This is a genomic window from Stenotrophomonas sp. STK16_22 (assembly GCF_051984505.1).
Classification (GTDB): Bacteria; Pseudomonadota; Gammaproteobacteria; order Xanthomonadales; family Xanthomonadaceae; genus Stenotrophomonas; species Stenotrophomonas maltophilia_A.
Genome location: NZ_CP196972.1, coordinates 4,344,897 through 4,369,104 on the forward strand (window position 1 = coordinate 4,344,897; position 24,208 = coordinate 4,369,104).

At 66.6% G+C, this 24,208-nt stretch carries 17 protein-coding genes; 10 read left to right on the forward strand and 7 right to left on the reverse strand.

The genetic code is table 11. The features are described from left to right. Positions 1-115: 115 nt before the first annotated feature. The 7 genes from ACSYAO_RS20090 to ACSYAO_RS20120 all read right to left on the reverse strand — a co-directional run bounded on the left by ACSYAO_RS20090 (position 116) and on the right by ACSYAO_RS20120 (position 7,335). Complete coding sequence (locus ACSYAO_RS20090) at positions 116-2,338, reverse strand: NADP-dependent isocitrate dehydrogenase (protein WP_049463298.1); 2,223 nt, start codon at positions 2,336-2,338, stop codon at positions 116-118. 228 nt (positions 2,339-2,566) lie between these two features. Then, positions 2,567-3,121: a hypothetical protein gene (locus ACSYAO_RS20095; RefSeq protein ID WP_223224701.1), complete on the reverse strand. Its 555-nt coding sequence runs from the start codon at positions 3,119-3,121 to the stop codon at positions 2,567-2,569. Between the two features lies 1 nt (position 3,122). Beyond that, complete coding sequence (locus ACSYAO_RS20100; RefSeq protein WP_134951482.1) at positions 3,123-3,353, reverse strand: hypothetical protein; 231 nt, start codon at positions 3,351-3,353, stop codon at positions 3,123-3,125. 162 nt (positions 3,354-3,515) lie between these two features. Continuing rightward, positions 3,516-4,025 (reverse strand): hypothetical protein, encoded by a 510-nt coding sequence (locus ACSYAO_RS20105; protein WP_049401650.1) that lies wholly within the window; start codon positions 4,023-4,025, stop codon positions 3,516-3,518. Between the two features lie 45 nt (positions 4,026-4,070). Further along, the gene (locus tag ACSYAO_RS20110; RefSeq protein ID WP_049401651.1) at positions 4,071-4,364 is read right to left on the reverse strand and encodes a LysM peptidoglycan-binding domain-containing protein; all 294 of its coding nucleotides are present in this window, start codon (positions 4,362-4,364) and stop codon (positions 4,071-4,073) included. Between the two features lie 285 nt (positions 4,365-4,649). Further along, the gene (queF, locus tag ACSYAO_RS20115) at positions 4,650-5,468 is read right to left on the reverse strand and encodes an NADPH-dependent 7-cyano-7-deazaguanine reductase QueF (protein WP_049463299.1); all 819 of its coding nucleotides are present in this window, start codon (positions 5,466-5,468) and stop codon (positions 4,650-4,652) included. Between the two features lie 547 nt (positions 5,469-6,015). Then, a complete protein-coding gene (locus ACSYAO_RS20120; protein ID WP_149908985.1) occupies positions 6,016-7,335 on the reverse strand; it encodes a M20 family metallopeptidase in 1,320 nt (439 codons plus the stop codon). A gap of 186 nt (positions 7,336-7,521) precedes the next feature. On the opposite strand from ACSYAO_RS20120, the gene ACSYAO_RS20125 reads away from it, so the two are divergent. From ACSYAO_RS20125 to ACSYAO_RS20170, 10 genes are all read left to right on the forward strand, one after another. Beyond that, positions 7,522-8,763 (forward strand): efflux RND transporter periplasmic adaptor subunit, encoded by a 1,242-nt coding sequence (locus ACSYAO_RS20125; RefSeq protein WP_049461638.1) that lies wholly within the window; start codon positions 7,522-7,524, stop codon positions 8,761-8,763. Positions 8,764-8,837: 74 nt separating this feature from the next. Then, positions 8,838-12,071 carry an efflux RND transporter permease subunit gene (locus ACSYAO_RS20130; protein WP_149908984.1) on the forward strand — a complete coding sequence of 1,078 codons (3,234 nt, stop codon included), beginning with the start codon at positions 8,838-8,840 and terminating at the stop codon, positions 12,069-12,071. A 31-nt stretch (positions 12,072-12,102) separates the two neighbouring features. Next, on the forward strand, positions 12,103-15,225 hold the full coding sequence (locus ACSYAO_RS20135; RefSeq protein ID WP_149908983.1) for an efflux RND transporter permease subunit: 3,123 nt from the start codon (positions 12,103-12,105) through the stop codon (positions 15,223-15,225). A 337-nt stretch (positions 15,226-15,562) separates the two neighbouring features. Further along, positions 15,563-17,620 (forward strand): TonB-dependent siderophore receptor, encoded by a 2,058-nt coding sequence (locus tag ACSYAO_RS20140; RefSeq protein ID WP_149908982.1) that lies wholly within the window; start codon positions 15,563-15,565, stop codon positions 17,618-17,620. 162 nt (positions 17,621-17,782) lie between these two features. Further along, the gene (gene yccS, locus ACSYAO_RS20145) at positions 17,783-19,960 is read left to right on the forward strand and encodes a YccS family putative transporter (RefSeq protein WP_149908981.1); all 2,178 of its coding nucleotides are present in this window, start codon (positions 17,783-17,785) and stop codon (positions 19,958-19,960) included. Between the two features lie 140 nt (positions 19,961-20,100). Then, positions 20,101-20,895, forward strand: a complete 795-nt coding sequence (locus tag ACSYAO_RS20150; protein WP_049461643.1) for an SDR family NAD(P)-dependent oxidoreductase — start codon at positions 20,101-20,103, stop codon at positions 20,893-20,895. Between the two features lie 139 nt (positions 20,896-21,034). After that, positions 21,035-22,924, forward strand: coding sequence for an MFS transporter (locus ACSYAO_RS20155; protein WP_049461644.1), 1,890 nt, complete (start codon positions 21,035-21,037; stop codon positions 22,922-22,924). Between the two features lie 182 nt (positions 22,925-23,106). Then, entirely contained in the window at positions 23,107-23,394 is a 288-nt protein-coding gene (locus tag ACSYAO_RS20160; RefSeq protein WP_005419784.1) for a CD225/dispanin family protein, read from the forward strand. A 34-nt stretch (positions 23,395-23,428) separates the two neighbouring features. Next, entirely contained in the window at positions 23,429-23,707 is a 279-nt protein-coding gene (locus ACSYAO_RS20165; protein WP_032127177.1) for a CD225/dispanin family protein, read from the forward strand. Positions 23,708-23,750: 43 nt separating this feature from the next. After that, positions 23,751-24,176, forward strand: coding sequence for a DUF2752 domain-containing protein (locus ACSYAO_RS20170; protein ID WP_006473646.1), 426 nt, complete (start codon positions 23,751-23,753; stop codon positions 24,174-24,176). Positions 24,177-24,208: the final 32 nt, after the last annotated feature.

The following is a 24,208-nucleotide window of genomic DNA, read 5'->3' on the forward strand; positions in this document are numbered from 1 at the left end:
TTCTGGTCCCCGGTAGATCCACGCCATGCGTGGATGAAGGGCCGCAGTAATCCTGGCCCAAAAAGAAACCCGCGCCGAAGCGCGGGTTCCGGTGTCACGGCCGAGCGGCGATGGATCAGCCGCGCAGCTGCTCCAGCGCGGCGTTGAAGGTCGCGCTCGGGCGCATCGCCTTGCTGGCCTTGGCCACGTCCGGGCGGTAGTAGCCGCCGATGTCCACGGCCTTGCCCTGCACCGCGATCAGCTCGTCAACGATCTTCTGCTCGTTGTCGGTCAGCGCCTTGGCCAGCGGGGCGAAGCGTGCCTTCAGTGCGGCGTCTTCGTCCTGCGCGGCCAGCGCCTGCGCCCAGTACAGCGCGATGTAGAAGTGGCTGCCGCGGTTGTCGATGCCACCCAGCTTGCGCGACGGCGACTTGTCGTTGTCCAGGAACTGGCCGTTGGCTTCGTCCAGCGCCTTGGCCAGCACGCGGGCTGCGGCGTTGTCGTAGCGGTTGCCCAGGTGTTCCAGCGACGCGGCCAAGGCCAGGAATTCGCCCAGCGAATCCCAGCGCAGGTAGTCCTCTTCAACGAACTGCTGCACGTGCTTCGGGGCCGAACCACCGGCGCCGGTCTCGAACAGGCCGCCACCGGCCATCAGCGGCACGATCGACAGCATCTTGGCGCTGGTACCCAGCTCCATGATCGGGAACAGGTCGGTCAGGTAGTCGCGCAGCACGTTGCCGGTCACCGAGATGGTGTCCTCGCCCTTGCGGATGCGGTCCAGCGAGAACGCGGTGGCTTCCACCGGCGGAAGGATGCGGATATCCAGGCCGCTGGTGTCGTGGTTCTTCAGGTACTGCTCGACCTTGGCGATGACCTGCGCGTCGTGGGCGCGGGCGGCATCGAGCCAGAACACGGCCGGGGTGCTGCTCAGGCGGGCGCGTTCGACGGCCAGCTTGACCCAGTCCTGGATCGGCGCGTCCTTGGTCTGGCACATGCGCCAGATGTCACCGGCTTCCACGGCGTGCTCGAACACCACGGTGCCGGCATCGTCAGTGACCTTGACCACGCCATCGGCAGCGATCTGGAAGGTCTTGTCGTGCGAGCCGTACTCTTCGGCCTTCTGCGCCATCAGGCCGACGTTCGGCACCGAACCCATGGTGGCCGGGTCGAAGGCGCCGTGCGCCTTGCAGTCGTCGATGACGGCCTGGTACACACCGGCGTAGCAGCGATCCGGAATGACCGCCTTGGTGTCCTGCAGCTTGCCTTCGGCGTTCCACATCTTGCCGGAGTCGCGGATCATCGCCGGCATCGAGGCATCGACGATCACGTCGCTCGGCACGTGCAGGTTGGTGATGCCCTTGTCCGAGTTGACCATGGCCACGCCCGGACGCTGTGCGTACTCGGCGGCGAGGTCGGCTTCGATCGCAGCGCGGGTGGCTTCCGGCAGCGACGGCAGGCGTGCGGCCAGGTCACCGATGCCGTTGTTGGCATCGAAACCCGCCTGCTTGAGCACGTCGGCGTGCTTGGCCAGCACGTCCTTGTAGAACTCGTTGACCGCCACGCCGAACATGATCGGGTCGGAGACCTTCATCATGGTCGCCTTCAGGTGCAGCGAGAACAGCACGCCCTGGGCCTTGGCATCGGCGATCTGCTCGCCGATGAAGGCGGCCAGTGCCTTGCGGCTCATGACGGCGGCGTCGACGATCTCGCCGGCCTTGACCGCGGTCTTTTCCTTCAGCACGACGGTGCTGCCGTCCTTGCCGTGGAAGGTGATCTTCAGCGAACCGGCGTTGGCCAGGGTGGCCGACTTTTCGCTGCCGTAGAAATCACCGGCGGCCATGTGCGCGACGTGCGACTTCGAATCCGAGGCCCAGGCGCCCATGCGGTGCGGGTGCTTGCGCGCATAGTTCTTCACCGACAGCGGTGCGCGGCGGTCGGAGTTGCCTTCGCGCAGCACCGGGTTCACCGCGCTGCCCTTGACCTTGTCGTAGCGCGCCTTGTAGTCGCGCTGCTGGTCGTCAGCCGGGGTTTCCGGGTAATCCGGCAGCGGATAGCCCTGGTCCTGCAGTTCCTTGATGGCCGCCTTCAGCTGCGGCACCGAAGCGGAGATGTTCGGCAGCTTGATGATGTTGGCGTCCGGGGTGGTCGCCAGCTGGCCCAGCTCGGCCAGGTCGTCGCTGACCTTCTGCGCGTCGCTCAGCAGCTCAGGGAACAGCGACAGGATGCGGCCGGACAGCGAGATGTCACGGGTTTCCACCACGATGCCGGCAGTGGCGGTGTAGGCACCAACGATCGGCAGCAGCGACTGGGTGGCCAGGAACGGTGCTTCGTCGGTCAGCGTGTAGAGGATCTTGGACATGGGGGACTTGGACTCTGTAGCAATGCTCAGGGGAAGGCCGGCGCCAGCGCCGGGCCACGTGCAACCGTGTCACTTCCCCCGCCGCCGTCAGGGTGGGCGCGCGGCGGGGAAACCCCTGCATTGTCGCGTTTTCAGCCGCGCGGGGCAAAGCCGTGCCATACGCAGCGGTACTGGACCGCTGTGTTTCGTCGTTGGCTCGCTTCCGGTCTGGAAGCTGAGGCTTGATGGCTAGTTCGACTTCGCGCTCGTGGAGGAACGCATGACCCATTCCGACAATCGCGGCCCCCACTCGGCACGCCTTGGACAGGTCAATGTCTGTGAGCGCTTGCTTTGCTGGAAGTTGCAGATGCGCAATCCCCCAACGACGGCGGCCAGGCTGGCGAGTTCATCAGCCGTCGCTGCAGAGCCGCGGATGTGCAGCGAACCGGCGCCAGACGATCCGGGTCGAACGTAGACGTCGTACCGGGTGGAACCTCCTTCCGCCCTTGCATACCCCGACACGACATATCCGCCGTCCGTGAAGCGCAGATCCGGCGTGCTTCCTGACGCAGGCTTTTCGGGGGCATCGCCCTCGTAGATCAAGGCGACTTCCCTACCTTCATACCTGATTCGGTGCAGACCAAAGTCAACGGGTGCCTCGTAGGTCACGGACATGCCTGTCGGCACGCGCAGGCAGGCGCCGTACAGAAAGTGGTCGCAGCTGTAGCTCCACAGGCTAGATTCCTGGGCCCACGAGGTGAGCGGGCACAAGAAAGCGAAGAAAACCAAAATGCGTGCAAGCATCTCAACGCTCCCGTTTTTGAACCGCCGAATCGCCTTCCACAATTCCACCGATGGTATGGCTGTCAACCACACCGGGAACCCTATTCATGATTCCGTCGCCACGTGCAGGATTGGGCAGCCCCGTCGTCTTGTCATAAAGATCATCCACACCGCCAAGATGTGACACTTCATGAGGAACAACACCCTTGTCAAATCTATCCAGGACATTGATCTCGCCCTTCTTTCCGCCCAACTCCGCGAAACTCCGTCCGCTGCGGTGGGAGGTTTCCCCGTTGACAAGCTTTATCTCATTACGGGCGGCCCGCGGAGTGCTTCCGAGTATCGCCCAATAAAAAAGGACGCAGCCTCGCGGCTGCGTCCATCGTGAGCCCTGCCGGGAGAGAGTCGGCAGGACTTACTTGACCTCGAACTCCTGCGGCGTTCCGGCCGCCTTGCCATCGACGGTGACTTCGGCGCGGTACTTGCCGGCCGGCCAGCCCTTTGCATTCTTGAACGTGACGTTGGTGGTTTCCGCGCCACTGGAGTTCAGGGTGGCGTTCTGTTCGCCGGCCACCTGGCCGTCCTGGTAGGTCAGCTTCGCGCCAACGGTGACGTTGTTGGCAGCGCCGTCGGTCTTGACCGAGACGATGACGTCATCCTTCGGTGCGAACAATGCTGTCGTCGCAACCGACTTGTCGGCGGCTGCGGTCTTGCCGACGGTGACGGCCGAGACGCTGACGGCAGCGGCTTCTGCCATCGGCGGCGGTGCGCCGGTCATCGGCGCCGGGGCCGGCTCAGCCGGCGCGGTCGCTGCCGGAGCGGCATTGCTGTCGGTCGACTCTTCCTTCTTCTTGCAACCGACCAGGGCAACGCTGCCCAGCAGGGCGGCGATCAGGGCGGTCTGGAGCGGGGTGGTCTTGATCATTCGGGGTTCCTCCCAGGGATTGTCGGACGGCGTTCGATCGCCGGCTTACTTCGGCGGCAGTTTCAGGGTCTGGCCCGGGAAGATCTTGTCCGGGTCATCAAGCACATCGCGATTGGCTTCGAAGATCTTCTTCCAGGCGTTGGCATCGCCCAGGTGCTGCTTGGCGATCTTCGACAGCGAGTCACCCTTCTGCACGGTGTAGGTGCCGCCGCTCACAACGTCGGCGGTGCTGTCCACCGAAGCGCTCACGCCGGAGAAGTCCGCCTTCGGCACCTGTTCGGCGGTACTGTCGACGCTGGCACTGACGCCGGAGAAATCGGCTTTCTTCTCGGTACTCATCCACAACTCCCGTCTGCATGACTACGTGGTTCGCACGGTGCCATGGAGGTTGTTAAATGGGGATGGTGCAGATGTGAAGCCGCCCCCGGGGGCGGCTGAACAATCGGGAGAGCCGGTGCCCGGTAGTGCCGGCCGCTGGCCGGCTGTGCCAGGGGGATCCGGCCTTGGCCGATTGCCGGCCAGCGGCCGGCACTACCCGTAACCGCCTGCGAATCATGGTAGTGCCGGCCGCTGGCCGGCGCTCGCCGGGCATGGTCCGGCACAACGGGCAACCGCCTGCGGCGGTTACTGGCGCAGTTCGCGGTAGGTCGCGACCGGGGCGGCAATGCCGGGACTGGCGCGCCACGGGTTGATGTCCAGGCCGCCACGGCGGGTATAGCGGGCCTCCACTTCCAGCCACTGCGGCTGGCAGCGGGCGGACACTTCGCTGAAGATCCGCTCAACGCACTGCTCGTGGAACTCGGCGTGCTCGCGGTAGCTGACCAGGTAGCGCAGCAGGCCCGCGCGGTCGATCTTCGGCCCACGGTAACGCAGGCTGACCGTTGCCCAGTCCGGCTGGCCGGTGACCGGGCAGTTGGACTTCAGCAGCGACGAGACCAGGGTCTCCTCCACCACCTCGCCCGCGTCGGCAGTCAGAAAGTCCGCCTGCGGCGGGCCGTAGCAGTCGATCTCCACATCCAGCCCGTCGATGGATTCACCGAGCGGCGTCTCACGCAGGCCCGGCAGGCCGAACACGATCTGGACCGGCGCACCGGCGCAGGCAGACAGGTCGTCGACGATGCGCGCGCGCAGTGCCTCGGCGCTGTCGATACGGGTGCTGTTGAGGGAATTCAGGTACAGCTTGAACGACTTCGATTCGATCAGCCGCGGCGAGGTGCACGGCACCTGCACGGTGGCGACGGCGACCTGCGGCTTGCCACGCGTGTCGAGCCAGCTCAGCTCGAAGGCATGCCAGCGGTCATGGCCGACGAACGGCAACGCGGCGTCGTCGAGGCCGATCTCGGCGCGGGCGCCGCTGCGGGGGATGGGAAACAGCAGGCCGGGATCGTACTGCGACGGGTAACTGACCTCGCGACCGAGGCTGGAATCCTGTGGGGTGTTCATGGGGGGCATTGTATCGCGCGGACGGCGGGCCTTCGGCCGGGCCGGCCAACGGCGGAGCCCCTCCGTGGTGGTTTTGTTGGTTGGTCGTGGAAGGCGGTCTATCGGCCTGGCCGGGTGGGTAGGCGGGTCGGGGGACGCCGTTAACCCGTCCCTGGGGGCTTGGCCGCGGCATCCATGCCGCGGACACCCCCGCCCCGCCTACCCACCCGGCCCCTGACAGTTCCCTGCACGCGGCCACCACCACGGGAAAGATCAGAAAAATCAAAATCAAAAGCCAATCCTTCAGACGTTCACGACGCCTGCCGTGTCGACCAAGGTCGACACCCACCAGAAGCAGAATGTCGTTCCGACAGCCGCGGGAAACTGTCGAAGGCGGGGTGGGTCCGGTGGCAGGGGCGTGAGCCGCATGGATGCGGCGACCGAGCTTACATGGACGTACTTGCAGCGTCCCCTGCCACCGGACCCACCCCGCCATCCCGCGGAATGCCCGCTTTTGACGTTGACGTTGCTTCGGCGGGTGCAGGGCTGCAAGCCCTGCCGGAAACCCTCACCCCGCCGGAGTGCCGGCACCGTGCAGGTAATCCAGGCTCACCTGCAGCAGCGCGCGCAGTCCGACATCCAGCGCCTTCTCATCCAGCAGGAACTTCGGGGAGTGGTTGGCCGGCGCCGTCGCCGGGTCGATGCCCACGCTGGTGGAACCGACGAAGAAGAACATGCCCGGCACTTCCTTCGCGTACAGCGAGAAATCCTCCGCGCCCATCTGCAGCGGTGGCTCGTACACGTTGTCCTTGCCCACCACCGCCTGCAGGCTCGGCAGCATCTTCGCGGTCAGCGCCGGGTCGTTCACCGTGGCCGGGTTGCCCTCCGATTCGTAGATGTCGGTCACCGCCTTCGCACCGTGCGCGGCGGCGGTGTGTTCGGCCACGTTGCGCAGGTCGGCGAAGATCTGCTGCCGCATGCCCTCGTCGAAGGTGCGGATGGTGCCGACCATCTCCACCTCGTCCGGAATGATGTTGTAGCGGATGCCGCCGTTGATCGCACCGAAGGTCAGCACCGCCGGCTGCTTGGACAGGTTCGCGCGGCGGCTGACGATGGTCTGCGCCGTGCCGACCAGGTCAGCGGTGGCGACGATCGGATCAACACCATTCCACGGCGCCGAGCCATGCGTCTGGCGACCGATCACCTTGATCCCGAAACGATCCGAGGCGGCCATCAGCGGGCCACCGCGCACCGCGATCTGCCCAGCCTGCACGCTGGAGAACACATGCAGGCCAAACACGGCTTCCGGCTTGAAATCAGCGAACAGGCCTTCCTTCAGCATCAGCGCGGCGCCACCCTCTTCCGGCGGCGGTGCGCCCTCCTCGGCCGGCTGGAAGATCAGCATCACCTGGCCCGGCAGGTCCTTCTTCATCGCGACCAGTGCTTCGGCCACGCCGAGCAGGGTGGCGGTATGCGCGTCATGGCCGCAGGCATGCATCACGCCCACCGTCTGCCCGCGGTACTGGTCAGTGGCCTTCGAGGCGAACGGCAGGCCGGTCTGCTCGGTCACCGGCAACGCGTCCATGTCGGCGCGCAGCGCGATCTTCGGGCCTGGCTTTCCGCCTTCGATGATCGCCACCACGCCGTGATGGGCGATGCCGGTCTTCGGCTTCAAGCCCATCGCACGCAGGCGCTTGGCGACCTCGGCCGAGGTGCGTGCCTCGCGGTTGGACAACTCCGGATGCTGGTGGAAGTCGCGGCGCCATTCGACCACCTTGGCCTGCAGCCGCTGCGCGGCGGCGGTCACCTCCGGGCGTTGCCCGTCCTGGGCGTGGGCAAGAGCCGGCAGGGCCAGCAGCAGGGCGGACAGCAGCAACGAACGGCGCATCACGATCTCCACGGCAGGGGGTTCCAGCTGAATGTAGGGCAACACCGCCGCTACGGGAACCTCCGCGGCCGGATCCGGTCTTAGCGCCCGTCCCATCCGTCATGCAGGAAACGTGATGTGGCGCAGGTATGCTTTGCGCATTGCCAACCGGGGCCGTGCCCCGTCCAGCCCTCTTGGAGTCCTTGAATGTCACGTGTTTGGAAGATCGTGCTGCTGGTCGTGGCGGTACTGGTGCTGGCCGTGGTCGGCCTGCGCGTACTCGGCGGGGGCAAGGACAAGGCCGGTGGCCCGGCGGCAGCTGCGCGCCAGGGCGGTGAAGACCCGGATGCCGGCCCGGTGCCGGTGACCGTGGTGGATGCGGCACGCCAGGACGTGCCGGTCTATGCCAGTGCGCTGGGTACGGTGACCGCAATGAACACCGTCACCGTCAGCCCGCAGGTTGGCGGCCAGCTGATGAGCCTGAATTTCCGCGAAGGCCAGGAAGTGAAGAAGGGCGATGTGCTGGCGGTGATCGACCCGCGCACCGCCCAGGCCAGCTACGACCAGGCGGTGGCATCCAAGCGCCAGAACGAGGCGCTGCTGGCCACCGCGCGTTCCAACTACCAGCGCTCGAACGCGCCGGAGTATCGCCAGTTCGTCGCCAAGACCGATCTGGATACACAGCGAAATCAAGTGGCACAGTACGAAAGCGCTGTCGCGGCGAACGAGGCCAGCATGCGCTCGGCGCAGGTGCAGCTGCAGTACACCAAGGTCACCGCGCCGATCACCGGCATCGCCGGCATCCGCGCGGTCGACGCCGGCAACGTGGTCAACGCCGGCACCGCGCTGGTCACGCTGACCCAGATCCATCCGATCCACGTGCTGTTCAACCTGCCCGAGCGCCAGCTCGGCGATGTGCGCCAGGCGCAGGCCGCCGGTGCGGTACCCGTCGCGGCACTGGACCGCGCCGATTCGCACGTGCTGTCCGGCGACGGCAAGCTTGACGTGGTCGACAACCTGATCAGTGCCGACAGCGGCACGTTCAAGGCGCGCGCGATCTTCGACAACACCGACAACGGCCTGTGGCCGGGCCAGTTCGTCAACGTGCGCATGCAGCTGCGCACGATTGCCGGTGGCGTGGTCATTCCGACCCAGGCGGTGCTGCGTGGCCCGGACGGCGAGTACGTCTATGTGGTGCAGGGCGACAACACGGTGAAGATGCAGACCGTGCGCAGCGGCGTGGAAGTGGGTGACAGCCAGGTGCAGATCGCCGAGGGCCTGAAGGGCGGCGAGCGGGTGGTCAGTGAAGGCCAGTTCCGCTTGAAGCCGGGCAGCAAGGTCACCGCGCTGAAGCCGGGCGAAACCCCGGCGGTGCCGAGCGAAGCCGAGCTGAAGGCCGCCGAGCAGAAGAACGGCGGCGGTGGCCGTCGTGGCGGCGGCCCGCGCTGAGCGCAGGCTACCGACCTCCCTCGCGCCGGCAAGCCTGCCGGCGCCGACATTGAAGTGCCAGCAAGGATCAGTCCGTGGGCTTTTCGACGATCTTCATCCGCCGCCCCATCGCCACCTCGCTGCTGATGGCGGGCCTGTTGCTGCTGGGCATCCTCGGTTACCGCAAGCTGCCGGTGTCGGCGCTGCCGGAAATCGATGCGCCCAGCCTGGTGGTCACCACCCAGTACCCCGGCGCCAACGCCACCACCATGGCCTCGCTGGTCACCACGCCGCTGGAGCGCCAGTTCGGGCAGATCTCCGGGCTGGAGCTGATGACCTCCGACTCGTCGGCCGGGTTGTCCACGATCATCCTGCAGTTCTCGATGGACCGGAACATCGACATTGCCGCGCAGGACGTGCAGGCGGCGATCCGCCAGGCCACCCTGCCCTCGTCGCTGCCCTACCAGCCGGTCTACAACCGGGTGAATCCGGCCGACGCGGCCATCGTTACCCTGAAACTGACCTCTGACACGCGCCCGCTGCGCGACGTCAACAACTACGCCGACTCGATCCTGGCCCAGCGACTGTCGCAGGTGCAGGGCGTGGGCCTGGTCTCGATCGCCGGCAACGTGCGCCCGGCCGTGCGCATCCAGGTCAATCCGGCGCAGCTGTCGAACATGGGCCTGACCCTGGAACAGCTGCGCAGCGCGCTGACCCAGGCCAACGTCAACGCGCCGAAGGGTTCGCTGAACGGCAAGACCCAGTCCTACAGCATTGGTACCAACGACCAGCTCACCAGTGCCGCCGAGTACCGCGACACCATCATCAGCTACAAGAACGGACGTCCCGTGCGCTTGTCCGACGTGGCCGAAGTGGTTGATGGCGTGGAGAACGACCAGCTGGCCGCCTGGGCCGATGGCAAGCCGGCGGTGCTGCTGGAAGTGCGCCGCCAGCCCGGCGCCAACATCGTGCAGACCGTCGAGCGCATCCGCGCGATCCTGCCGCAGCTGCAGGGCGTGCTGCCAGCCGACGTGCACCTGGAGATCTTCAACGACCGTACCGAGACCATCCGCGCCTCGGTGCATGAGGTGCAGTTCACCCTGATCCTGACCATCGGACTGGTGGTGGCGGTGATCTTCGTGTTCCTGCGCCGCCTGTGGGCCACGATCATTCCCTCGGTGGCGGTGCCGTTGTCGCTGGCCGGCACCTTCGCGGTGATGGCCTTTGCCGGCATGTCGCTGGACAACCTCTCGCTGATGGCGCTGGTGGTGGCCACCGGCTTCGTGGTCGACGATGCGATCGTGATGATCGAGAACATCGTGCGTTACATCGAGCAGGGCAAGAGTGGCAAGGAAGCGGCCGAAATCGGTGCGCGCCAGATCGGCTTCACCGTGCTGTCGCTGACCGTTTCGCTGGTGGCGGTGTTCCTGCCGCTGCTGCTGATGCCCGGCGTCACCGGCCGCCTGTTCCACGAGTTCGCGTGGGTGCTGAGCATCGCCGTCGTGCTGTCGATGCTGATCTCGCTGACGCTGACCCCGATGATGTGCGCCTACCTGCTCAAGCCCGACGCCTTGCCCGAAGGCGAGGACGCACATGAGCGTGCGGCGGCGGCCGGCAAGCAGAACCTGTGGACGCGCACCGTCGGCCTGTACGAGCGCAGTCTGGACTGGGTGCTGGACCACCAGCGCCTGACCCTGGCCGTGGCCGGCGGCGCACTGGTGCTGACCGTGCTGCTGTACGTGCTGATTCCCAAGGGCCTGCTGCCCGAACAGGACACCGGCCTGATCACCGGCGTGGTCCAGGCTGACCAGAACATCGCCTTCCCGCAGATGGAGCAGCGCACCAAGCAGGTGGCCGAAGCGCTGCGCCAGGACCCGGACGTGACCGGCGTGTCAGCCTTCATCGGCGCGGGCAGCATGAACCCCACGCTCAACCAGGGCCAGCTGTCGATCGTGCTGAAGGAACGCGGCGAGCGCGACGGCCTGGACAAGATCCTGCCGCGCCTGCAGAAGGCGGTGGCCGGCATTCCGGGCGTGGCCCTGTACCTGAAGCCGGTCCAGGACGTGACGCTGGATACCCGCGTGGCCGCCACCGAGTACCAGTACTCGCTGTCGGACGTCGATCCGGCGACCGTGGCCACCCAGGCCACACGCCTGACCGAAGCGCTGCGCAAGCGCCCGGAACTGACCGACGTCGACAACAACCTGTCCAACCAGGGCCGCGCGCTTGAACTGAACATCGACCGCGACAAGGCCAGCGTGCTGGGCGTGCCGATGCAGACCATCGACGACACCCTCTACGATGCGTTCGGCCAGCGCCAGATCTCGACCATCTTCACCGAACTCAACCAGTATCGGGTTGTGCTGGAAGTGGCGCCGGAGTTCCGCACCAGCACCGCGCTGATGGAACAGCTGGCCGTTGCCTCCAATGGTGCCGGTGCACTGACCGGCACCAATGCCACCAGTTTCGGCCAGGTCACCTCGTCGAACTCATCGACGGCTACCGGCATCGGCGCGCAGAACACCGGCATCACCGTCGGCGCGGGCAGCATCATTCCGCTGTCGGCACTGGCCGAAGGCAAGGTCAGCAGTGCACCGCTGGTGGTCAGCCACCAGCAGCAGCTGCCGGCAGTGACGGTCTCGTTCAACGTGGCGCCGGGCTATTCGCTGTCCGAAGCCGTGCGTGCAATCCAGGAGACCAAGGACAGCCTGGACATGCCCACCCACCTGCATGCCGAATTCATCGGCAAGGCCGCCGAATTCACCGGCAGCCAGACCGATGTGGTGTGGCTGCTGCTGGCCTCGCTGGTGGTGATCTACATCGTGCTGGGCGTGCTCTACGAGAGCTACATTCACCCGATCACGATCATCTCCACGCTGCCGCCGGCCGGTGTCGGCGCGCTGCTGGCACTGATGCTGTGCGGGCTGAGCCTGTCGGTGGATGGCATCGTCGGCATCGTGCTGCTGATCGGCATCGTCAAGAAGAACGGCATCATGATGGTGGACTTCGCGATCGAGGCGCGCCGCGCCGGCGCCAACGCGCATGAAGCGATCCGCCGCGCCTGCCTGCTGCGCTTCCGCCCGATCATGATGACCACCGCCGCGGCCATGCTCGGCGCGCTGCCGTTGGCACTGGGCACCGGCATCGGTTCGGAACTGCGCCGCCCGCTGGGCATCGCCATCGTCGGCGGCCTGCTGCTGTCGCAGCTGGTGACCCTGTACACCACGCCGGTGATCTACCTGTATATGGAGCGCTTCTCCGAATGGCTGGCCCGCCGCCGCGAGCAGCGCGCACTGCGCGACGGTTCGCTGCAGGAGCCGCAGGCATGATCCACGCCCCGCTGCCGCGGGGGGCCGCACGATGAACCTGTCCGGCCCCTTCATCCGCCGCCCGATCGGCACCGCGCTACTGGCCATCGGCCTGTTCATGGTCGGCCTGATCTGCTACCTGCGGCTGGGCGTGTCGGCGCTGCCGAACATCGAGATCCCGGTGATCTTCGTGCACGCCAGCCAGTCCGGTGCCGATGCGGCAACCATGGCCTCCACGGTCACCGCGCCGCTGGAACGTCATCTCGGCCAGCTGCCGGGCATCGACCGCATGCGCTCGTCGAGCTCGGAAGGCAGCTCGCTGGTGTTCATGATCTTCCAGAGCGGCCACAACATCGATTCGGCCGCGCTGGACGTACAGACCGCGATCAACTCGGCACAGGCCGACCTGCCTTCGGGCATGGGCTCGCCGATGTACCAGAAGGCGAACCCGAACGACGACCCGGTGATCGCCATCGCGCTCACCTCGCAGACGCAGTCGGCCGATGAGCTGTACAACGTGGCCGACTCGCTGCTGGCGCAGCGCATCCGCCAGATCAGCGGTGTTGCTTCGGTCGACATCGCCGGTGCCTCGACGCCGGCGGTACGCGTGGACGTCAACCTGCGCCTGATGAACGCACTCGGCCTGACCGCCGACGACCTGCGCAACGCCGTGCGCGCGGCCAACGTGACCTCGCCCACCGGCTTCCTCAGCGATGGCAACACCACCACCGCGATCATCGCCAACGATTCGGTGGCACGCGCCGCCGACTTCGCCGACCTGGTGGTCAAGACCCAGGGCGATGGCCGGGTGATCCGGCTGAAGGACATCGCCAACGTCTACGACGGCCAGCAGGATGCCTACCAGGCGGCGTGGTTCGACCACAAGCCGGCGGTGGTGATGTACGTGTTCACCCGCGCCGGCGCCAACATCGTGGAGACCGTGGACCGGGTCAAGGCACAGATTCCCGCCCTGCGCGACTATCTGCAGCCGGGTACAACGATGACGCCGTACTTCGACCGTACGCCGACCATCCGCTCGTCGCTGCATGAAGTGCAGATCACTCTGCTGATCAGCCTGGCGATGGTGGTGCTGACCATGGCGCTGTTCCTGCGCCGGCTGGCACCCACGCTGATCGCCGCAGTGACCGTGCCGCTGTCGCTGGCCGGTGCCGCGCTGGTGATGTACGTGATGGGTTTCACCCTGAACAATCTGAGCCTGCTGGCGCTGGTGATCGCGATCGGCTTCGTGGTCGACGATGCGATCGTGGTGATCGAGAACATCATGCGCCACCTCGACGAAGGCATGCCGCGCATGCAGGCAGCGCTGACCGGCGCGCGCGAGATCGGCTTCACCATCGTCTCGATCACCGCCTCGCTGGTGGCGGTGTTCATCCCGCTGCTGTTCGCCAGCGGCATGATGGGCGCGTTCTTCCGCGAGTTCACCGTCACCCTGGTGGCGGCCATCGTGGTCTCGATGATCGTCTCGCTGACGCTGACCCCGGCGCTGTGCAGCCGCTTCCTCAGCGCCCACGACCACACGGCGCCGCCGTCGCGCTTCGGCCGTTGGCTGGATGCCGGCCACGAGCGCATGCTGCGCATCTACACCGTGTTCCTGGATTTCTCTCTGCGCCATGCGCTGCTGCTGTCGCTGACGCCGCTGCTGCTGATCGGTGCCACCGTCTTCCTGTTCGGCGCGGTGAAGAAGGGCGCGTTCCCGCCGCAGGACACCGGCCTGATCTGGGGCCGCGCCAACTCCAGCGCCACCGTCTCCTTCGAGGACATGGTCGCCCGCCAGCGCCGCATCACCGACATGCTGATGGCCGACCCGGCGGTGAAGACCGTGGGTGTGCGCCTGGGCAGCGGTCGCCAGGGCTCCAGCGCACAGTTCAACGTCGAGCTGAAATCACGCAAGGAAGGCCGCCGCGAAACCACCGCACATGCCCTGGCGCGACTGAGCGCCAAGGCCGACCGCTACCCCGACCTGCAGCTGCGCCTGCGCGCGATCCAGGACCTGCCCAGCAACGATGGCGGTGGCTCCAGCCAGGGCGCGCAGTACCGCATCTCGCTGCAGGGCAATGACCTGGCGTCACTGCAGGAATGGCTGCCCAAGCTGCAGGCGGAGCTGAAGAAGAACCCGAAGCTGCGCGACGTCGGCACCGATGTGGACAATGCCGGGCTGCGCCAGAACATCGAGATCGACCGTGCCAAGGCCGCCCGCCTGGGTGTTTCGGTCGGCGCCATCGACGGCGCCCTGTACGGTGCGTTCGGCCAGCGCCAGATCTCGACCATCTATTCGGACATCAACCAGTACAGCGTGGTGGTCAACGCCCTGCCCTCGCAGACCGCTACGCCGGCAGCGCTGGACGAGGTGCATGTGCGTGCGCGCAATGGCGAGATGGTGCCGATCACGGCGGTGGCCAAGCAGGTGCCGGGGCTGGCGCCTTCGCAGATCACCCATGAGAACCAGTACACGACGATGGACCTCAGCTACAACCTGGCGCCGAACGTGAGCATGGGCGAGGCCAAGGCGATCATCGACGCGACCGTGGCCGGCATGCGCATGCCCGGCGACATCCGCCTGGCTGATGACGCCGGCTTCGGCTTCAACTCCGACCCCAGCGACATGCTGATCCTGGTGTTTGCCGCGATCCTGACCGTGTACCTGGTGCTGGGCATGCTGTACGAGAGCCTGATCCACCCGGTCACCATCCTGTCCACGCTGCCGGCGGCGGGCGTGGGTGCGCTGCTGGCGTTGTTCGGCACCAATACCGAACTGTCGGTGATCTCGATGATCGCGCTGGTGCTGCTGATCGGCATCGTCAAGAAGAACGCGATCATGATGATCGACTTCGCGCTGGTGGCGCAGCGCGAGCACGGGCTGGCGCCCCGCGACGCCGCCCGCGAGGCCAGCATCGTGCGCTTCCGCCCGATCATGATGACCACCATGGTGGCGATCCTGGCGGCGGTTCCGCTGGCGATCGGCCTCGGCGAAGGGTCCGAGCTGCGGCGTCCGCTGGGTATCGCGATGATCGGCGGCCTGCTGTTCTCGCAGAGCCTGACCCTGCTCAGCACGCCGGCGCTGTACGTGATCTTCTCCTGCCTGGCCGAGCGCTGGCGCGCACGTCGCACACGCAGGCGCGAAGCGAAGCTGCTCAAGCGCGCGCAACGGGCGTAGAAGAGCCCATCCACGCAGGGCGTGGATCTACTGGTAGCGCCGGCCGCTGGCCGGCGTTCTCCGTACAGCCAATCTGCCGGCCAGCGGCCGGCACTACCGTGGGAGCGGATGGTGGGTACGAACCGTGGGCACGGATGGTGGGTGCGGACCGTTGGTCCGCATACCTCCGGGTTTGACGCACGGTAACGAAAAGAGAACAATTCTCATCCAGCCATGGTCCTGCGCCCCTTCGCGGCGCCCCGCTGCCATCTCCGGCCAGCCTGCGTGATCCCAGCCACTGCCCCTTCCCCCACCCGTGGGCGGATGGCCTGTGGCCGTCCGTCGAGGACCACCATCGATGCTGCCTTCCCGTTCCCCCCGCCTGGCCCTGCTGGCCATCGCCCTGTCAGCCGCCTGCGCTGCCCATGCCGAAGCGCCGGCCGTCAGCCGTAACGCCACCGATCTGGATGCGGTGAAGGTCACCGCCGAACGCACCCATACCGACGCCGGCGCACTGGGCGACCGCGCCCTGCGCGACACTCCGTTCGCGATCACCGCTGTTGGCCGCGAGCAGATCGAGCAGCGCCAGGTGGTCTCGCTGGGCGAAGCCTTCCTGCTCGACCCTTCGGTCAGCACCCAGGTCAGCGCCTATGCCAGTGGCTGGAGCTCGCCCATCCGCAACCGCGGTCTGGAGCTGAACTACGACAGCTACCGGGTCAATGGCCTGCAGGTCTCTTCCTGGGGCACCGAATGGCCGCTGGAAGTGATGGAACAGGTCGATCTGCTGAAAGGCCCGGGCGGATTCCTGTATGGCTTCGGCACCCCCGGCGGCATCGTCAACTACATCACCAAGAAGCCGACGGACACGCCCACCTTCTCCGCCCAGCTGGGCTGGCGCGAACAGGGCATCGCCAGCGGCGGCATCGACGTTGGCGGCCGCTTCGGCAACGAGCAGATGTTCGGCTACCGCTTCAACGCCTTCCAGGAAAAAGGCGAGACCTTCAATGGCGGACACGTCGATCGCAAGGTTGGCGCACTGTCGCTGGACGCGCGCCTGAGCGATGCGCTCACCTGGACCTTCGACGGTGTGTTCCAGTCGCGCGACCTGCGCGAGGAATCGCCGCAGTACTACTTCCGTGGCCTGACCTCGTTGCCGCGGCCGATCGCCGGAGATACCGACAACAGCGTGCCCGGCACCTACTACGACACACGCTCCAGCCTGCTGTCGACCGGCTTGAACTGGCAGATCAACAGCGACTGGAAAGCCAGCCTGAGTTACGGCGTCACCACCTCGTGGAATGACGTCAACAAGATCTTCGCCTACATCGACGATCTCAACGGCGACTACGACGTCAACGTCTACGAACTGGGTGGCAAGAGCGAGTGGAAGCTGGCCCAGGCGATGCTGCAGGGCAGCTTCCGCACCGGCCCCCTTCAGCATCAGGTGGTGGCGGGCATCAGCCACCAGACCGGACTGGGGTGGGACCGCCCCTACGAGTGGAACCTGATTGGCCGCGCCAACCTGTACCAGCGCCATGCCATCCGCCACGACGCCGTTGGTTCGCGGGTGATGACCCGCGGCGACGAGACGGTGCAGCAGGCGGTGTTCGCAAGCGATACGGTGAACCTCGGCAGCGGCTGGTCGGTGCTGGCGGGCTGGCGCTACAACGACTTCGAAACCAAGGGGCGGTACCACACCTACCCGGTCACCCCGACCTACGCCGTGATGTTCAAGCCCAGCGAGGCGGTCACCCTCTACGCCAGCTACATCGAGTCGCTCGAAGCGGGCAGCCGCGTAGGCAACAGCTACATCAACGCCGGTGACGTGCTCGATCCCACCATCAGCAAGCAGTACGAGATCGGGGCCAAGGTCGAAGCGGCGCGTTGGAATGCGAACGTGGCCGCGTTCCGGCTGGAACGTGGTGCCAACATCGATGAGCTCACGCCGGCCGGCAAGCGCCTGGTGCAGGACGGCATCACGCTGTACGAAGGCATTGAAGCCAGTGCCGACCTGCACCTCAACGATGCACTGACCGTCGGCGGCGGCGTGACCTGGCTGGATCCGACCTACGACAAGCTGTCCCCGGGCAGTGCCGCACAGGAAGGCAACCGCACCGCCGGTGCTGCGCGCTGGAGCGGCGTACTGCACGCCACCTACCAGCTGCCGTGGGTAGACGGCTTGGAAACCTATGCCGCCGTGCGCTATTACGGCGATGTCTGGTACGACGCCGACAACACCCTGAAGCTGCCTGACTACACGCTGGTGAATGCAGGCATCGGCTATCGCCTGCTGGCGTCCGGCCATCCGGTGACTCTGCGTGCCAGCGTCGAGAACCTGGCCAACCGGAAGTACTGGTCCAACGCCGGCGCCGGCCTGCCGCGCACGTTCGCGGTGAGCGTGCGGTTCGACATGTAATGCCCGGCAAACCGGTAGAGCCGGCCGCTGGCCGGCTTCTCGCACCTCCGTCCGGGCACATGAGAGCCGGCCAGCGGCCGGCACTACCGGGTATTCCTTCGCGGGCTGTCCCCTTCACCCCGTACCCGCAATAATGGTGGGAGACCCTTCCACCGAGCCCGCATGCCCGCCCGCGAATCCCGCCTCAGCCGCCTGTGGGCCCACGAAAAGGCCAGTTATGGCCTGCGGGTGTTCATCGCCCTGACCGCAGCGCTTGCCGTGTGCTGGCAGCTGGACGCGCTCACTGCCCTGCCCGGCGTGTTCCTCGGCATCATCGCCAGCGCCATCGCCGAGACCGATGACAACTGGTGGGGCCGTACCAAGGCGGTTCTGCTGTCGCTGCTGTGCTTCTGCCTCGCCGCCGCTTCGGTGATCTGGCTGTTCCCCTGGCCATGGATCTTCATCGGCGCGCTGGCGCTGTCCACCTTCGGGTTGACCCTGCTGGGTGCGCTCGGCGAGCGCTATGCGTCCATCGCCCAGGCCACGGTAACGCTGGCGATCTACACCATGATCGGGCTGGAGCAGCATGGCGCCAGCGACCTGCACAGCGCGCTGGACGCGGTCAGCCACCTGCTGGCCGGTGCGGTCTGGTACGGCCTGCTGTCGATCCTGTGGACCGCACTGTTCGCCAACCGTCCGGTACGCGAACGCGTGGCGCGACTGTACGTTGAACTGGGCCGCTACCTGCAGTTGAAGGCAACACTGTTCGAGCCGGTGCGCGAGGCCGACCTGCAGCGTCGCCAGCTCGACCTGGCCGAACAGAACCGGCGCGTAGTCGGTGCATTGAATGAAGCCAAGACCGCGATCCTGGCCCGCTTCGGCCGTTCCGGGCGGCCCGGCGTGAACTCCGGCCTGTACCTGCGCCTCTATTACATGGCACAGGATTTCCACGAGCGCGCCAGCTCCTCGCACTACCCGTACGGCGCGCTGGTCGATGCCTTCTTCCACAGCGATGTGCTGTACCGCTGCCAGCGCCTGCTCGACCTGCAGGGGCAGGCCTGCGCACGGCTGGGCGAGGCGATCCGCCTGCGCCGTCCATTCGTGTACGGCGAAAGCAACCAGCAGGCCGGGCGCGACCTGGCCGATGCGCTGGCCTACCTGCGCGACCAGCAGCGTCCGCAATGGCAGCGCCTGCTCGGATCGCTGGATCTGCTGGTGCACAACCTGCGCAGCATCGAGCGCCGCCTGCTGGATGCGGAGCGCTCCGAGGCCAGCCTGGACAACGTCGATACCCGCCTGCGCGACAGCAACCCGCACACCCTGCGCGAGATGGGCGTGCGCGTGCGCCAGCAGCTCACGCCCGGCTCGGTGCTGTTCCGCCACGGCCTGCGCATGGCATTGGCCCTGATCGCCGGCTTCGCGGCAATCCGCTTGTTCAATGCACAGAACGGCTCGTGGGTGCTGCTGACCATCGTGTTCGTGTGCCGCCCCAACTTCGGCGCGACCCGCCAGCGCCTTGCACAACGCATCGTCGGCACCGTGGCCGGCCTGGTACTGACCTGGGCACTGCTGCAGCTGTTCCCACAGCTGCACGTACAGCTGCTGATCGCGCTGCTGTCGGCGCTGCTGTTCTTCTTCACCCGCACCGACCGCTACCTGGTGGCGTCGGCGGCGATCACGGTGATGGCCCTGACCTGCTTCAACCTGATCGGCGACGGCTTCGTGCTGATCGTGCCGCGCATGGTCGATACGCTGCTGGGTTGTGCGATCGCCGCCGCGGCCGCCTTCCTGATCCTGCCCGACTGGCAGGGCCGGCAGCTGCATCTTGTGCTGGCGCGGGTGCTGGACACCGCCGCGCGCTATCTGGATTCGGTGCTGGGCCAGTACCGCAGCGGCATGCGTGACGATCTGGCCTACCGCATCGCCCGCCGCGACATGCACAACGCCGACGCCGCGCTGTCCACCGCGTTGTCGAACATGCTGCGTGAGCCCGGCCATGTGCGCCGCAATCTGGATGCCGGCTTCCACTTCCTGGCGCTGTCCAACACACTGCTCGGGCACCTGTCGGCGCTGGGTGCGCACCGCGACCAGGTGGACAGCTACGCCGGCGATCCGCTGGCGCTGGCTGCCGGTGAGCGCGTGCGCAAGGCGCTGCAGCAGCTGGCGACGGCCCTGACCGCTCGGCAACCGGTCGCGGAAGAGGACAATGATGCCGACCGCGCGGTGGCCGCCGAACTGGAACAGATCGACGAGGCGATGCCGCCGAAGCTGCAGCTGATCCGCACGCAGATGGCGCTGGTGCTGCGGATGCTGCCGAAGGTGCGGGCGGCGGCGAATAAAGCGGTGCGCAGCCTGACCTGATCCCTCATCGCTGGTCGGACATTCCATCCACGCATGGCGTGGATCTACTGCATCGCGTGCAACCGTGCGTTGCGTATGGCGATGCATCCCGATCACGTTCCCGCGCGGATACTGGGTGATCCCCTGCCCCGGATTCCTCCATGAAGATCGAACTCACCGGCCGTACCGCGCTGGTCACCGCCTCCACCGCCGGCATCGGCCTGGCGATTGCCCAGGGCCTGGCCAACGCGGGCGCGCGGATCATTCTCAACGGCCGCAGCACCGACAGCGTCGAACGCGCCCGCCAGCGCCTGCTCGCCGCCGTTCCGGGTGCCGACGTGCTCGGCGTGGCCGCCGACCTCTCCGATGCGGCCGGCGTCGACACGCTGCTGGCAGGCCTGCCCAAGGTCGACATCCTGGTCAACAACGCCGGCATTTTCGGCCCCGAGGACTTCTTCGAGACCGAAGACGCGACCTGGGAACGTTACTGGCAGACCAACGTGATGTCCGGCGTGCGCCTGTCGCGGGCACTGCTGCCGGCGATGGTCGATGCCGGCTGGGGTCGCGTGCTGTTCATCTCCTCCGAATCGGCACGCAACATTCCGGCCGACATGATCCACTACGGTGTCAGCAAGACCGCGCAGCTGTCGCTGTCGCGCGGCCTGGCCAAGCGCGTGGCCGGCAGCGGCGTCACCGTCAACGCGGTGCTGCCCGGCCCGACCCTGTCCGACGGTTTCGCGGCGATGTTCGAAGATGAACGCCAGCGCAGCGGCAAGCCACTGGAGCAGATCGGCCGCGAGTTCGTGATGGCTCACCGGCCGTCTTCGGTGATCCAGCGCACCGCCACGGTCGAGGAAGTGGCCAACATGGTGGTGTATCTGGCCTCGCCGCAGGCCTCGGCGACCTCGGGTGCGGCGCTGCGCGTGGATGGCGGCGTGGTCGACGATATCGTCTGAGACCTATCAAGGTGTGCGGACCAACGGTCCGCACCCACAGTTGTGGGGCTTCAGTAGATCCACGCCATGCGTGGATGCATCCCGCCATGGTCCCGGCGGATAGGCAGGAATGCTAGGCTGCGCCGGTCAAGGAGGCTCCATGTCCGGTCACAACCAGTTCGCCCTGCTGCGCCAGCGCCGTTTCCTGCCGTTCTTCGTCGTCCAGGCACTCGGAGCGTTCAACGACAACGTGTACCGGCAGGCGATCATCAGCATGTTGCTGTTCATGGCCGTACCGGAGGAAGAACTGGGGCTGTACGCCACGCTGGCACCGGCCATCTTCATCCTGCCGTACTTCCTGTTCTCGGCGCTGGCCGGGCAGATCGCCGACAAACTGGAAAAATCGCGGCTGATCGTGATCACCACCACCATGGAGATCGTGATCATGTCGCTGGCAGCCACCGGCTTCCTCACTCAGAGCCTGCCGTTGCTGCTGGTCGCCCTGTTCTGCACCGGCATGCAGTCGACCCTGTTCGGCCCGGTGAAGTACTCGGTGCTGCCGTCGGTGCTCAAGCCCGAAGAGCTGACCGGTGGCAACGGCCTGGTTGAAATGGGCACCTCGATGTCGATCCTGTCCGGCATGATCGTCGGCGGCCTGGTGTTCACCGTGGCCGGCAGCCACGGCACGGTGGTGGCGGCCTGCGCGATCATCGGCCTGGCGATCTGCGGCAACATCGCCGCGCGCCTGATTCCCAAGGTCGATGCCGGCGACCCGAACCTGAAGATCAACTGGAACCCGCTGCCCGAATCACTGGCGGTGCTGCGCATGGCGCGCCAGCAGAAGGCGGTGCGCAATTCAATCCTGGGCGTGTCCTGGTTCTGGTTCGTCGGCACCGTGCTTACCTCGCAGCTGCCGGCCTATGCCGTGACCAACCTCGGCGGTGAGCCGACCCTGTATATCTTTGCGCTGGCCCTGTTCTCGGTCGGCACCGGCGTTGGCTCGTTGCTGTGCGAGAAGCTGTCAGCACGCACGGTGGAAATCGGCCTGGTGCCGCTGGGTGCGTTCGGCATGACCGCGTTCCTGCTCGACCTGTATTTCGCCCGCAGCGGCGAAGCGACCGTGCACGGACTGACCATCGGGACGTTCCTGCAGCAGCCGGGCAGCATCCGCATCGTCATCGACCTGATCGGCATCGGCCTGTTCACCGGCATCTTCGTGGTGCCGCTGTTCGCGCTGATCCAGAGCCGCACGCCGAAGGCGCAGATGTCGCGCGTGTTTGCGGCGCTGAACATCCAGAACTCCGGTTTCATCGTCGGCGCAGCCCTGCTGTCGCTGGCCGCGCACAAGCTGCTGCACTGGTCCATCCCGCAGCAGTTCCTGGCGCTGGCCATCGCCAACGCACTGGTGGCGATCTACATCTTCACCATCGTCCCCGAATTCCTGATGCGCTTCCTCAGCTGGCTGATGGTGCGCACCCTGTACCGCCTGCGCCCGCACGGCATCGAGGCCAACGTGCCGGACGAGGGCGCCGCGCTGCTGGTCTGCAACCATGTCAGCTACATGGACGCACTGATCCTGTCGGCGACGATCCCGCGCCCGGTGCGCTTCGTCATGTACTACAAGATCTTCAACATCCCGGTGATGCGCTGGATCTTCCGGACCGCCAAAGCGATCCCGATCGCCGGTGCGCGCGAAGACCCGGCGCTGATGCAGCGCGCGTTCGATGACATCGACGCTGCGCTGGCCGAAGGCGAGCTGGTCTGCATCTTCCCGGAAGGCGCGCTGACCAAGGATGGTGCGATGGCACCGTTCAAGTCCGGTGTCGAGAAGATCCTCGAACGGCGGCCGGTGCCGGTGGTGCCGATGGCGCTGCGCGGCATGTGGTCGAGCATGTGGAGCCGGCGCGACAGCCGCCTGGGCCGCATGCGCGTGCCGCGCCGTTTCCGCGCCACCGTCGAGGTGGTGGCGGCAGCGGCCGTGGATGGCCACAGCACCAGCGCGCCGGTGCTGGAGGCCCAGGTGCGGGCCCTGCGCGGCGATCACGCCTGACGAGATGGGCCCGCCGAGCGGGCCCAGCGGACTCCCCCACATACGTCACCGTCCAGTGGTGTACGCGACATGTCGTGACTGTAAACGCATACATGCAACGCAGGTTGCGGTAGATTACGCACCCACAGGGGGGAGGTCCGGCCGATTCATCATGGCCGGCCACCAAGGAATGGAGTCTCGCTTTGAATCAACCACCACCGCTCAGCCGTCCGGTCTACATCCCCAACCATCTGGTCTGGGCGATCCTGACGACGCTGTTCTGCTGCCTGCCGTTGGGCGTGGTGTCGATCGTGTACGCCTCCCAGGTCGATGGCCGCCGCGCGGCCGGCGACCTGCCGGGGGCCTACAGTGCGTCGCGCAAAGCGGGCTGGTGGGCGGTGGCTTCGGCCGTGGCCCTGCCGGTCCTGTTGCTGTTGTGGTTCGGGCTGTTCGGCGGCTTGGCCGTACTGGGCGCTCTTTCCGACCAATGATTCACCACCACCACCCATCAAGGAGCTTGAACCCATGAATACTGCTACTCCGCAGGTCCCGAACAACCTGGTCTGGGCGATCCTGACCACCCTGTTCTGCTGCCTGCCGGCCGGCATCGTGTCGATCGTCTACGCCGCCCAGGTCAACGGCAAGCTGGCGGCCGGCGACATCGCCGGCGCCCAGGACTCCGCCGCCAAGGCCAAGAAGTGGGCCATGTGGTCGGCCATCGCCTGGGTCGTGCTGGTCGTGCTGTACGTGCTGTTCTTCGTTGTGCTCGGCGGCATGGGCGCGATGAGCAACGGCAACTACTGATACGCCTGGACGGATCCGGCGCCTGCGCCGGATCCGTTGTTGCATGTCCGCGCTTCCCGCTCGTTCCCGACTCGCCCGCTGGGCACCGCTGCTGGTTTCCGCCGGCCTGGCCGTGGGTGCCACGGTGGTGCTGCGCAACGTCAATCCGTATGTCGCCGGCAATCCCCTGCCGAGCTGCCCGCTGTACGCGCTGACCGGCCTGTACTGCCCGGGCTGTGGCAGCACGCGCTGCCTGTATTCCCTGGTCCACTTCGACCTGCCCGGCGCGATGGCGATGAACCCGCTGCTGGTCATCAGCCTGCCGTTCCTGTTGTTGATGCTGCTGAACATCGCCGGCATCCGCCCGCGTGTGCTCGACCCGCTGATGCGGGTGCTGGCCAATCCCGTGTTCTGGCTCTGGGTGCTGCCCGGGTATGCGCTGCTGCGCAACCTGCCGTGGGCACCGTTCACCGCACTGGCACCGATCTAGGTTTCCAGCCAACGGCGCAGCCCCTCGTGGTG